The organism is Polynucleobacter cosmopolitanus, assembly GCF_002224225.1.
Classification (GTDB): domain Bacteria; phylum Pseudomonadota; class Gammaproteobacteria; order Burkholderiales; family Burkholderiaceae; genus Polynucleobacter; species Polynucleobacter cosmopolitanus.
In genome coordinates this window covers 812,036-824,437 of the sequence record NZ_NJGG01000001.1, presented here as the reverse complement: position 1 = coordinate 824,437, position 12,402 = coordinate 812,036, and the positions used below count along the sequence as shown (strand labels likewise).

General features: G+C 45.0%; 14 protein-coding genes and 1 tRNA gene. 9 read left to right on the top strand and 6 right to left on the bottom strand.

The window, feature by feature from the left end:
• Position 1: 1 nt before the first annotated feature.
• Positions 2–829, bottom strand: coding sequence for a 23S rRNA (adenine(2030)-N(6))-methyltransferase RlmJ (locus AOC33_RS04325; protein ID WP_089515327.1), 828 nt, complete (start codon positions 827–829; stop codon positions 2–4).
• Positions 830–864: 35 nt separating this feature from the next.
• A complete protein-coding gene (locus AOC33_RS04320) occupies positions 865–1,200 on the bottom strand; it encodes a hypothetical protein (RefSeq protein WP_089515326.1) in 336 nt (111 codons plus the stop codon).
• Positions 1,201–1,318: 118 nt separating this feature from the next.
• Here AOC33_RS04320 and AOC33_RS04315 point away from each other — a divergent pair, with 118 nt between their 5' ends.
• Positions 1,319–1,531 carry a hypothetical protein gene (locus tag AOC33_RS04315; RefSeq protein WP_089515325.1) on the top strand — a complete coding sequence of 71 codons (213 nt, stop codon included), beginning with the start codon at positions 1,319–1,321 and terminating at the stop codon, positions 1,529–1,531.
• A gap of 56 nt (positions 1,532–1,587) precedes the next feature.
• Here AOC33_RS04315 and AOC33_RS04310 read toward each other — a convergent pair.
• The 3 genes from AOC33_RS04310 to AOC33_RS04300 all read right to left on the bottom strand — a co-directional run bounded on the left by AOC33_RS04310 (position 1,588) and on the right by AOC33_RS04300 (position 3,628).
• Positions 1,588–1,673 (bottom strand) — tRNA-Leu (locus AOC33_RS04310).
• Positions 1,674–1,723: 50 nt separating this feature from the next.
• Complete coding sequence (locus AOC33_RS04305) at positions 1,724–2,602, bottom strand: NAD(P)-dependent oxidoreductase (protein ID WP_089515324.1); 879 nt, start codon at positions 2,600–2,602, stop codon at positions 1,724–1,726.
• A 36-nt stretch (positions 2,603–2,638) separates the two neighbouring features.
• On the bottom strand, positions 2,639–3,628 hold the full coding sequence (locus AOC33_RS04300; RefSeq protein WP_089515323.1) for a quinone oxidoreductase family protein: 990 nt from the start codon (positions 3,626–3,628) through the stop codon (positions 2,639–2,641).
• Positions 3,629–3,766: 138 nt separating this feature from the next.
• On the opposite strand from AOC33_RS04300, the gene AOC33_RS04295 reads away from it, so the two are divergent.
• The 8 genes from AOC33_RS04295 to rng all read left to right on the top strand — a co-directional run bounded on the left by AOC33_RS04295 (position 3,767) and on the right by rng (position 10,550).
• Positions 3,767–4,489 carry a YebC/PmpR family DNA-binding transcriptional regulator gene (locus AOC33_RS04295; protein ID WP_089515322.1) on the top strand — a complete coding sequence of 241 codons (723 nt, stop codon included), beginning with the start codon at positions 3,767–3,769 and terminating at the stop codon, positions 4,487–4,489.
• Positions 4,490–4,554: 65 nt separating this feature from the next.
• The gene (purD, locus tag AOC33_RS04290) at positions 4,555–5,829 is read left to right on the top strand and encodes a phosphoribosylamine--glycine ligase (RefSeq protein ID WP_089515321.1); all 1,275 of its coding nucleotides are present in this window, start codon (positions 4,555–4,557) and stop codon (positions 5,827–5,829) included.
• 12 nt (positions 5,830–5,841) lie between these two features.
• Positions 5,842–6,771, top strand: coding sequence for an oxygen-dependent coproporphyrinogen oxidase (gene hemF / locus AOC33_RS04285; RefSeq protein WP_089515320.1), 930 nt, complete (start codon positions 5,842–5,844; stop codon positions 6,769–6,771).
• Positions 6,771–7,478: a nicotinate (nicotinamide) nucleotide adenylyltransferase gene (nadD, locus tag AOC33_RS04280; RefSeq protein WP_089515319.1), complete on the top strand. Its 708-nt coding sequence runs from the start codon at positions 6,771–6,773 to the stop codon at positions 7,476–7,478. Before hemF ends, nadD begins: the two co-directional genes overlap by 1 nt.
• Positions 7,478–7,879 carry a ribosome silencing factor gene (gene rsfS, locus AOC33_RS04275; RefSeq protein WP_089515318.1) on the top strand — a complete coding sequence of 134 codons (402 nt, stop codon included), beginning with the start codon at positions 7,478–7,480 and terminating at the stop codon, positions 7,877–7,879. Before nadD ends, rsfS begins: the two co-directional genes overlap by 1 nt.
• A gap of 29 nt (positions 7,880–7,908) precedes the next feature.
• Positions 7,909–8,352 carry a 23S rRNA (pseudouridine(1915)-N(3))-methyltransferase RlmH gene (gene rlmH, locus AOC33_RS04270; protein WP_089515317.1) on the top strand — a complete coding sequence of 148 codons (444 nt, stop codon included), beginning with the start codon at positions 7,909–7,911 and terminating at the stop codon, positions 8,350–8,352.
• Between the two features lie 26 nt (positions 8,353–8,378).
• A complete protein-coding gene (locus AOC33_RS04265) occupies positions 8,379–9,050 on the top strand; it encodes a Maf family protein (protein WP_089515316.1) in 672 nt (223 codons plus the stop codon).
• A gap of 30 nt (positions 9,051–9,080) precedes the next feature.
• Positions 9,081–10,550 carry a ribonuclease G gene (gene rng / locus AOC33_RS04260; protein ID WP_089515315.1) on the top strand — a complete coding sequence of 490 codons (1,470 nt, stop codon included), beginning with the start codon at positions 9,081–9,083 and terminating at the stop codon, positions 10,548–10,550.
• 22 nt (positions 10,551–10,572) lie between these two features.
• On the opposite strand, the gene msbA is transcribed toward rng, so the two are convergent.
• Complete coding sequence (gene msbA / locus AOC33_RS04255; RefSeq protein ID WP_180738094.1) at positions 10,573–12,375, bottom strand: lipid A export permease/ATP-binding protein MsbA; 1,803 nt, start codon at positions 12,373–12,375, stop codon at positions 10,573–10,575.
• Between the last annotated feature and the right edge of the window lie 27 nt (positions 12,376–12,402).

Genomic DNA, 12,402 nt, shown 5'->3' with positions numbered 1-12,402 from the left:
GCTATGAAAGCTCGTAATGAGCGCCATCGAATTGTGCCAAAGCATCTACCAAATAAGGTAGGATGTTTTCAAGTTTTTCTTTTAACACCCACGGTGGATTGATCACACACAAACCACTGCCCAACATGCCAAAGCCTCTTTCATCAGGCTCTTGCACAGTGATTGAAACATTCAAGGTTTTTTCTGAAAGCGCTCTCATCGACTCTACCAGTGGAATGTGATCTCCTCTGGTCAGTATCGGATACCAAACCACATAAACCCCTTCAGCAAAGCGACTTAAGCCATCTTCAAGCGCGGTGATCACCTTGGCATAATCGCTCTTAATCTCATAAGGCGGGTCCATAAAAATAAGTCCGCGCTTGGTTGGTGGTGGCAATAAAGCCTTGAGCGCGGCAAAGCCATCGCTCTTGAATATTTTTGCTTGGCGATCACGATCAAAGTGTTCAGCAAGTAAATCATGATCGGTTGGATGTAGCTCAAATAAGCGCATCCGATCTTCTGCTCTGATGGTGCGACGAATGATTTCAGGAGAACCGGGATATAAAGTCCACTCACCCTTGTTGTTGCATACCTTCACCAAATCCAAATAATCTTGCAATATCGGCGGCAAATCATCGCGACCCTGCAAACGAGCCACACCGTTGTGATATTCACCTTTGGTATTGGCGTACTCTGATTCAAGTGAATACATGCCCGCTCCTGCATGAGTATCGATGACCCAATAAGGTTTATCTTTTTGATTCATGTAGAGCAAAATTTGCTGAAGCACGCAGTGCTTTAAAACATCAGCATGGTTACCAGCATGGAAGGCGTGACGGTATGCAAGCATTAAATATTTTTACTTAAGACAAATAAATCGATTGCTTATTTAGAAGCAGCGAAAATATCAGAGAGTTCAGAGTATCTCTTCCAGCCCAACTTAGTCAAATCAAGATATTTTGTGCGGGAATCTGTTGCAGGAATTTGCACAATCAAATTTTTAACAATCAAACGTTTCATGGCAGCATGCAAAGTGGCAGGAGAAGCTATTTGCTTAAGGGCTAGTAAACCTGAGACTGTCAAACTACTCTCTGCCAAAAGAGCACCTGCAATCTCGTTTAATAATTTAATCTCGATATTATCAAGATTGTATTTAGCGTCTAAATCATCGCACTGCTTTAAATAAAGCAAATATTGGCGAATTTTCTGATTGACATTCATGGCTAATCATTCTATACCTCCAAGAAGGTAATTCAAAGAAAATATCCAACTCATAACAGACAAACTTGGTGTTAGTATTTGTTTTTCAATTTATATAAAATATAAATCAGTGGGCGAGATGGAAGATTTTTATACAAAAGCTGAGCGTCTTCTGGACTTGATTAGTCGGGTATCAGACCAATTGCCTGACAATGGCGAAGAATTACCTCTTAAATTTCGCGATGATGGTGAAATTGAATTTCATGATCAATTGCACGCCGAATTATCAAAGCCCGAAAATGTCGACTTAAAAGATTGGGCAGTGGCGAACGCCAAAAAACTATTTGAGTAAATTAAGACTTGAGTGATTTGACTGACTTGAGATTACCAACCTAAGTAACTTAAGTTTGGTGCCGCGGGACGGACTCGAACCGTCACACCTTTTGGGCGGGAGATTTTGAGTCTCCTGTGTCTACCAATTTCACCACCGCGGCATGTGTGTTGCTGCTCATCATTTTTCAATGAATTGCAAACAAGACCGCTATTATGCCTCAAGAACCTTCAGAAGTGAAGAAGTGTCATCGTAACCCCACCCAGACGCCATCAGTTTCTCTAACTGCACAGCCACTGTTTGTAAGGCTGGCATGTCTAAATGGCTTTTTGTAGAAGCATCTTTTACCAAGAAAAAATCCTTGGCATGAAGCCTTGCCTCAATGCCCGCTTTAAAGTCTCTGGACACCATCTTAGGCCCCATCAAATCAAGCATTCGACTACCGGCCATACCACCAGAAATCGCCTCAAATACTTTTTGTAAGTCAGCGCCATTAGCTTGGGCAAAACGTAAAGATTCGGCAACCCCCTGGATATTGATCACCTGAGCAATCTGATTGCATAACTTTGCTACCTGCCCATGACCCACGCCACCAATGTGCGTGATGGTCTTGGCATAGTTCTTCACAATTTCTTTTACTTTGGCCACATCCTGATCAGAGCCACCCATCATCATCACCAAAGTGCCCTCTGTGGCCGCTTTAACCCCACCACTCACCGGCGCATCAACATAAGCCACACCTTTGCTGGCCATCACTGCAGCGATGTCTTTGGCGCCCTGAGGATCGATGGTGCTGTGATCAATACAAATGGCTCCAGACTTTGCTGTTTTAATGGCAGCCTCACTACCCGCATGCAAGACCTCAGCCACATCCTGCGTGCCCATCACATTGGTGATGATGAAATCAGCACCTTGCGCCGCTTCTGCAGGAGATGAACAAGCAATAGCACCGGCTTCGATCAAATGTTTTGCTTCATTTTGAAAAACCTCAGGACGTCTGGCGTAAATACGCAGTTGATGACCCGCTTTTAATAAAAAGCCAGCCATAGGACGTCCCATATTTCCTAATCCAATAAATGCAATCGTGCTCATTTGATTTAAAACCTTTGTTGATGGATGAAGTTATTTTTATCGAGGCAAAAAGATCGTTGATCCTGTGGTTTTACGATCTTCCAAATCACGATGAGCTTGAGCTGCATCTTGCAATTGATAGCGCTGATTGATTTCAATTTTGATTTTGCCGCTCATCACCTTATCGAACAACTCAGCAGACATCGGCTCTAACAAACTTCGATCGTGGGCATAAGTCATCACGGTTGGACGCGTTAATTTCAATGAACCTTTAACACCCAAAATGCCCACATCAATCGGTGGCACAGGACCAGAGGCATTGCCGTAGGTCACCATCATGCCGCGTGGCTTGATGCAGTCCAAAGATTGCATGAATGTGTCTTTACCAATGGAGTCATACACAACATTCACGCCTTTGCCGTTGGTCAACTCTTTGGTACGCGCCACAAAATCTTCTTTGGTGTACAAAATTGTGTGATCACAACCATATGATTTTGCTAAGGCTGCTTTTTCTTCTGAGCCCACTGTACCAATCACTGTGGCACCCAATAATTTCAACCACTGCATCGCAATCAAGCCAACGCCACCAGCAGCAGCGTGGAATAAAACTGTATCGCCTGCTTGCACTTTGTAGCTATCAGTCAACAAGTAATTAACCGTCAAACCCTGCAACATCATGGCAGCGCCCATTTCAAAAGAAATGGCATCCGGTAACTTCACCACGATTTCGGCTGGCATCACACGCACTTGAGAATAGGCACCCGCTGGTTTACCTGCGTAGGCCACACGATCACCAGCTTTGACATGTTTCACATTGGAGCCAACCGATTCAATCACGCCAGAAGCTTCCATGCCTAGCCAACCAGGCAATGGTTGTGGGTAAACGCCTTTGCGGAAATACACATCAATGAAGTTCAGGCCAATGGCTTCATGCACCACCCTGACTTCATCCGGGCCTGGGGCGGCAACCTCGATATCAACCCACTGCAAAACCTCTGGACCACCCACTTGCATCATTTTGATGGCCTTTGACTGAATCACACTCATGACTGTCTCCTATTTTTATTTGGTAGTTTTTTGTTTAATTTTTGAGTTTTTTGGCTAATCAGGCGCTAATTTGCCTAAAATTACAATCTTAGCTAAATATATAGCAATTCTTCAATAAAAGTTATTCAGGGAGTCTTTATGGCCGGTCATTCCAAATGGGCCAATATTCAGCATCGCAAAGGACGCCAAGACGAGAAGCGCGGCAAAATTTGGACTAAATTGATCCGTGAAATCACTGTGGCTGCAAAAATGGGTGGCGGTGACATTGCAACCAACCCTCGCTTGCGCTTGGCGATTGACAAAGCCAAAGACTCCAATATGCCCAACGATAACGTGCAGCGCGCTGTTCAACGCGGCACAGGATCATTAGAAGGTGTTAACTACGAGGAAATTCGTTACGAAGGCTATGGCCTCAATGGTGCTGCCGTGATCGTGGATGCCTTGACTGATAACCGAACCAGAACAGTGGCTGAAGTTCGTCACGCTTTCACCAAACATGGCGGTAATTTAGGCAGTGATGGCTCAGTTGCTTTTTTATTCAAGCATTGCGGTCGCATGTTCTTTGCACCAGGTACATCTGAAGATGCTTTGATGGAAGCTGCTCTAGAAGCGGGCGCAGACGATGTGATTCCTCAAGAAGATGGCTCGATTGAAGTTGTGACGCCTCCTTATGAATTCGCACAAATCAAGGATGCTTTGATTGCCAAAGGTTTTTCTCCAGAACTTGGCGAAGTGACCATGCGACCTGATGCCGAAAGTGATTTATCCGGAGATGATGCAATCAAAATGCAAAAACTGTTGGATGCTCTTGAGTCACTGGATGATGTGCAAGAAGTTTTCACCAACGCATCCATGGAATAGCAATAACAAACAACAATTCTTCAGCTTGATCGAGTAAATAATTAAATAGGTTTTGAAAGTTTTTTATGAAAATTTTAGTGATTGGTTCTGGTGGTCGTGAACATGCTCTTGCATGGAAGTTGGCTCAGTCTCCAAAAGTACAAAAAGTATTTGTGGCTCCTGGCAATGGTGGAACAGCAACAGCCACTGCCAAGAATATGGGTATTGAGAACCTCAACATCACTGATCTAAATGCTTTGGCAGCTTTTGCCAAGGATGAGCAAATACATTTGACCGTGGTTGGTCCAGAGGCCCCATTGGCTGGCGGCATTGTGGATATTTTCAGAGGTCAAAGTTTGCGTATTTTTGGACCCACTCAAAAAGCTGCCCAACTGGAGTCTTCAAAAGATTTTGCAAAAGCGTTCATGAAACGCCATCAAATCCCAACGGCGGAGTATCAAACTTTTTCAAACATCCAAGAAGCCCATGCTTACATTGATGCCAAAGGTGCGCCCATTGTGATTAAGGCAGATGGCTTGGCTGCAGGTAAAGGCGTGGTCGTTGCCATGAGCCTTGAAGAAGCTCATGGTGCGATTGACATGATGTTGTCTGATAACAAATTGGGTGATGCTGGCGCGAGAGTGGTGATTGAAGAATTTTTACAAGGTGAAGAAGCCAGCTTCATCGTGATGGTCGACGGTAAAAATGTTTTGACCTTGGCAACCAGCCAAGACCACAAGCGTTTACTGGATGCCGATCAAGGCCCCAACACTGGTGGCATGGGTGCATATTCACCAGCACCGGTGGTGACTCCAGAAATACATGCCCGCGCCTTAAGAGAAATCATCATGCCAACCGTTAAAGGTATGGCAGCTGATGGCATTCCATTCACAGGCTTCTTGTATGCTGGATTGATGATTGATGGCAAAGGCCAAGTTAAAACATTGGAATTTAATTGCCGCATGGGTGACCCTGAAACACAACCGATCATGGCTCGCCTCAAGAGCGACTTCTTGATTGCTTTGGATGCCGCAGTAGACGGCAAACTCGATCAAGTGGAATTAGATTGGGATGCCAGAATCGCTTTAGGCGTGGTGATGGCTGCTTATAACTATCCAGAGACTCCGCGCAAAGGTGATGTCATCACAGGTATTCCTGCAGACGATATAGATCATGTGACATTCCATGCTGGCACCACCATGGATAACGGCGTGCTCAAAACATCGGGTGGTCGAGTTTTGTGCGTGGTGGGTTTAGACCACACCACAAAAGGTGCTCAACAAAAAGCTTATGCGCACTTAGATCACATTCAATTTGATGGCGCGCAGTTCCGTCGCGACATCGGTTATCGCGCACTTTAATTAATTAATTCTATGTCAAACACAAGCATCAACGTCGATCAAATTCGTCAATACTTTTTAGGTTTACAAGAACGCATCACCGCAGGCATGAGTGAGGTTGATGGCAAAACTTTTGCCACAGACTCCTGGACAAAACCAGCCGATGCCAAACTCAAGGGCGATGGTCGCTCGATGATTCTTGAAGAAGGCAATATCTTGGAGCGTGGTGGTGTTGGTTTTTCTCACGTGCGTGGTGATTCAATGCCACCATCAGCAACAGCTCACCGACCAGAGCTTGCCGGTAGAGCCTTTGAAGCGATGGGTGTATCACTGGTATTTCATCCTCGCAATCCGCACATTCCAACCGTTCACTTGAACGTTCGCTGCTTTATTGCTCAAGCAGAAGGCAAGGATCCTGTTTGGTGGTTTGGTGGCGGCATGGACTTAACTCCTTACTATGGAGATGAAGCTGATTGCAAACATTTTCATCAAACTTGTAAAAACGCATTAGATTCATACGATCCAGAACTACACCCGCGCTTTAAAAAGTGGTGTGACGAATACTTTTACCTCAAGCACCGTGATGAACCACGCGGCATTGGCGGTATTTTTTATGACGATTTCAGCGAATTAGGCTTTGAGCAAAGTTTCGCCATGACTCGCTCAGTCGGAGACGCTTTCTTAGAAGCCTACTTACCAATCGTTAAGAAACATCAACACGACCCATACACAGAAAGCCAAAGAGAATTCCAAGCCTTCCGTCGAGGCCGCTACGTTGAATTCAATTTGGTCTTTGATAGAGGCACTTTGTTTGGCCTTCAATCGGGTGGACGCACAGAATCAATCTTGATGTCTATGCCGCCGATTGTTCGCTGGGGCTATGACTGGAAACCAGCTCCCAACAGTCCAGAGGCTCTGCTCTACACCAACTTCTTAAAACCGATTGATTGGATTGCTCGTTGATGGATAACATGGCCAGCAAGAAACGTTTATCCGTCGGCATCTTGGGTGGCACCTTTGATCCGCCTCACTGGGGTCACTTGCGTCTGGCTGAGCATTTTTCAAGAGTGCTACAACTCGATCACATCATCTGGATGCCTGCTGGCCAACCTTGGCAAAAAGGCAATGACATCACTTCCGCCAAGCATCGCTTGGCCATGAGCGAATATGCGATTGAGACCTTGCATGATTTATTTGTGGATCACCACATATATACAAAAATTGACATCAGTACCTTAGAAATGGCCAGAGAAGGCCCAAGTTACGCAATTGATACCGCCAAAGAGCTGCGCGCTCTTTATGGCGAACAGACATCAATCACCTGGATCATGGGTGCCGATAGCTGGGAAAACATCAAAACTTGGCATCAGTGGCCAGAATTGCCGAACTACGTGCACATCGCGGTTGCCAGCCGTCCTAAGACCGCTAATCTGGTAGATCAAAGCCCAATTGGCAGCGTTTTTTCAGATAAACAGACGCAAGACCCTCAGTTGTTACAATTGAGCCCACAGGGACATGTTTTGTTTGATCAAAGCCTGCAGATTAATCTTGCCTCCAATGAACTTCGTGATGGGTTTTACAACCAGGCATCATGGGATGAATTGGCTGATGCAATACCACCCTTGGTACTCGAATACATCGAAGCCAAAGGTCTTTATAGAAATAAATAATGGATATTCCAAAATTACAACGCGTGATCATTGATGCTCTTGAAGATGTCAAGGCAGAAGACATTCGTGTTTTTGATACAACTAAAATCAGCGATCTATTTGATCGAGTGATCATCGCAACTGGTAACAGCAACCGTCAAACAAAATCTTTAGCGATGTCCGTCAAGGAATCTGTCAAAGAAAAAGGTGGTGATGTTATTTCTGTTGAAGGCATGGAAACTGGTGAATGGGTCTTGGTCGATTGTGGCGACATCATCGTTCACATCTTGCAACCGATGCTGCGCTCTTACTACCAACTCGAAGGCATTTGGGGTGATAAACCTGTGCGCGTCAAATTGGGTAGCAAGGCTAACAAGTCAAAACGTTTCGCCAGCGAACCTGAGGATGATGAGGACGACTAAACCTCAGGTTTAAGACTCCTTTTTCAATCATGAAACTTTGGGTCATTGCAGTGGGTCACAAGATGCCTGCATGGGCTGAAACTGCAACCCAAGATTATCTGAAACGCATGCCAGCAGATTGCGCGATTCAGATCAAAGAACTCAAGCCAGACATTAGCCCCGCCAAAGAAGCGATCAAAATACGTGAAGCCCTGCCTAAGGGTGTTCACATCATTGCTTTGGATGAGCGCGGCAAAGACCTTTCCACTCAAGACCTAGCAAATCAACTCAGTGCCTGGCGCCAAGATGGTAAAGATATTGCGTTATTGATTGGTGGTGCAGACGGTTTAGATGCGGAGCTTAAAAAAGAAGCCGCATCAATGATTCGCCTATCCAGCATGACCCTTCCACATGCCATGGCCAGAGTTTTATTGGTCGAACAACTTTACCGCGCCTGGACCATCTTGCAAGGCCACCCCTATCATCGCGTTTAAGAGCGCCTCATTAAAAAGTAAGTGTGATGCACTCATTGATTTACCTGGCCTCTCAAAGCCCTCGCCGTCAAGAACTTCTCACGCAAATAGGCGTTAAGTTTGAATTGCTCCTGGCAGACCCAAGCGAAGATGCCGAATCATTAGAGACTCAATTGCCCAATGAACTAGCATTGGTTTATGTGAAGCGCGTTACATTAGCAAAGCTAGCAGCTGCCAAACAACGACTTCATGCCAGAGGATTAGATTTGGCACCCATCTTGTGCGCTGACACGACGGTAGCGCTCTTGTTGGAAGATGTTAATCAAGGTCATCAAAATAACTCTAGCAAAGAAGTCATTTTAGGTAAGCCCACCGACCACCAAGATGCCAAAAGAATCTTGCAACTTTTGAGCGGCAAAACTCATCAAGTCCACACAGCAGTGGCTGTGTTGAGCAACCCTCACATCAATGACGATCAACCGAAGATTCTTGTTTCAAGCTCACAAGTGACATTTAAGTCACTCACTGATGAAGAGATCAACGCTTACATATTGACCAATGAGCCCATGGGCAAAGCGGGTGCTTATGGCATACAAGGGATTGGTGGTTGCTTGATCAGCAACATCTCAGGCAGTTATAGCGGCATCATGGGCTTGCCTCTTTTTGAGACCTCCCTACTTTTAAATGAAACTGGTGTACAGTTTTCTCTCAAGCCTTAAAACTGTCTCAAATATTGATAAATTCGAATCATGACTGAAGAAATCCTCGTTAACATCACCCCACAAGAAACCCGAGTAGCCATCATCGCTCAGGGAGTGGTGCAAGAGCTTCATATTGAAAGAAGCCAAAGTCGAGGCATTGTTGGTAACGTCTACTTGGGCAAAGTAACACGCGTGCTTCCAGGCATGCAATCTGCATTTGTGGATATTGGTTTAGATAAGGCGGCATTTCTTCACGTAGCTGACTTATGGATGCCAAAAAACTCCAAGCCGGATAACACCCCTATTGAAAAACTGGTGTTCGATGGGCAAACCATTTTGGTTCAAGTTCTAAAAGATCCACTGGGCACCAAAGGGGCTCGCTTGAGCACGCACATCAGCATTGCTGGTCGCAATTTGGTTTTCTTGCCACAAGAAGACAATGGCCAACAAGTGGCCATCTCTCAAAAAATTGAAAACCTTGAAGACCGTGATGCTTTAAAGAAAAGATTTCAAGGTTTACTGCCTGGATACCAAAACGAGTCCGGCAGTTATATCCTGAGAACCAGCGCCGAAGATGCAGATGATCAAGAGTTATCCAATGATTTGAGGTACCTGAGCGCCACTTGGAAAAAAATTCAGGATGGCAGCAAGCAAATACCGGCCCCATGCTTGCTTCATCAAGACTTAAGTCTTGCAGAACGAGTATTAAGAGATTTAGCGTCGGATGCTATTGGACAAATACGCATTGATTCTGCCGAGAACTTTGAAAAGCTCAAGACCTTTGCCAAAGACTTCATGCCCAATCAAGAATCCAAGTTGATTCTTTATCGTGGCGAACGCCCTCTATTTGATCTGTACGATACAGAATCAGAAATCAATCGCGCCTTGGGTCGTCGTGTTGACCTTAAATCAGGCGGCTACTTGATGATTGATCAAACAGAATCAATGACCACCATTGATGTCAACACTGGCAGTTATGTGGGTGCCAGAACATTTGATGACACCATTTACAAAACAAATTTAGAGGCCGCTCAAACCATTGCGCGCCAATTGCGCTTACGCAATCTTGGTGGAATCATCATCATTGATTTTATCGACATGCACAGCAAAGAACATCAAGATGCAGTGCTAGAAGAACTCAATAAAAATTTAGCCAGAGACAAAATCAGAACTTCCGCCAATCCCTTTTCTTCATTGGGCTTGGTAGAAATGACTCGCAAGAGAACTCGAGAGTCATTGGCACACCTTTTATGCGAACCTTGTGAAGTTTGTCAGGGCAAAGGTCAAGTTAAAACTGCCCAAAGTATTTGCTATGAGATTTTGCGCGAAGTATTGCGTGAGCATCGCCAGTTCAATCCGAAGGAATTCAGAATCATTGCCAGCGCGGATGTGATTGATCGCTTCCTAGAAGAAGAAAGCACGCACCTTGCACAGCTAATTGAATTCATCGGCAAACCGATTCGCCTTCAGGCTGAATCAAGCTTTAACCAAGAGCAATACGATATCGTCTTAAGTTAACGACACTGTCTTAAGTAAATCCTTAAGCGTGCGAGAACTGTAAGCGGTGCAAACTGGCATACAGGCCATTTTGAGCAATCAGCTCAGCGTGCGATCCATTTTCAACGATTCTTCCATGATCCAACACCACAATGCGATCAGCATTTTCTATGGTCGATAGACGGTGGGCAATGACCAAGGTGGTTTTACCTTCCATGAGTTTCTCAAGGGCCTCTTGAACCTGGCGCTCTGACTCAGAATCCAAAGCAGAAGTGGCTTCATCCAAAATCAAAATGGGTGCATCTTTATAAATCGCTCTGGCAATTGCCAAACGCTGTCTCTGACCACCAGATAATCGATTACCGTTATCACCAACTTGAGCGTCAATGCCTTCAGGCAACTCTTTGATCAACTCAGTCAAGTTGGCGGCTTGAAGCGCTTCATGAACCCTGCCACGATCAATTTCTTCAGAACTTGCGGCACCATAAGCCACGTTCGCAGCAATGGTGTCATTGAATAAAACCACGTCCTGGCTCACAAAAGCCATTTGACGGCGCAGATCTTTCAAATCAATGTCCTGAATATTTAATCCGTCCAAATGAATCGCACCACTGGTTGGATTAAAAAAGCGTGGCAATAAATTCACCAAAGTGGATTTACCGCTGCCAGATGGTCCTACAAAAGCAACCACCTCGCCAGCTGGAATCTTTAAATCAATCTCTTTTAAAACTTCTTTGACGCCATGCTCATTTTCAGAGCCCAAAGCCATTACTCCAGAGTAGCCAAAGCCTACTTTTTTGAACTCAAGCTCACCACGGGCTTTGGCTAACTTAACTGCATCATCTCTGCGCACTGAATCTTCTTCAATCGGCTGATCCATTAATTTAAAAATCATGTCTGCCGCAGCAATGCCTCGCTGCAAAGGTTGATTGATATCAGCCAAATGCTTCAAAGGAGAAATGATCAAAATCAAAGCTGTGACAAAAGCCACAAAACCACCCACAGTCACTTCTGCCATGGATGATTGGAACAAGGCCACCAACAACACTCCTGACAAAGCAATCGAGGCCACAAATTGAGTCATGGGCTGATTCAGACCACCTGCTACAGCAATCTTCATCGAATAACGTCTGAGCTTATTAGCAATCAAAGCGAAGCGCTGTTTTTCATAGGCCTGGCCGCCGTGCAACTTCACAACCTTATAGCCGCCAACGCTCTCCTCAACAACATAGGAGAGTTCATTGGTCATATCTTGACTGACCTTGTGCAATTTACGCAGACGCGTATTGATCAACTTCACCATAAAACCAATGATTGGGAAGATGATCAAAATTAAAAGTGTTAGACGCCAGTTGAGATAGAACAAATAAGCCATCAGACCAATAACCGTCAAACTGTCTCTGACCAAGTTCATCGCAATGCTGGTGATCACTTGAAGAACTGCATTGACCTCGAACACCACGGCATTGATCAGAGATGCTGATGAGCGATTTTGGAATAAATCAGCGGGAGCTTGTAACAAGCGATTGAACATTTGTTCACGTAATTTGAACAAAACAGAATTGGTGATGTGGCTCAAGGCGTAATTGGAGCCAAATTGAGCAAAACCTCGGATAAATGCCAAACCAACTAAAAAGGCTGGCACATGCCACAACTTATCATCCAACTTACCGCTGAAGCCACGATCCAATAAAGGCTTTAGAAGCGCTGGAATGGCCGTTTCAGTGGCAGCAACAATCGCCAAACCCAGCAATGCCAAAACAACAGCCACCTTATGAGGCAAGGCATACTTTAAAATGCGGGTTAGCGCAGTTTGCGTCTTAATTTCAATGCTATTTGAATCCATAACCTCAATCGTAACCTACACCGGTGC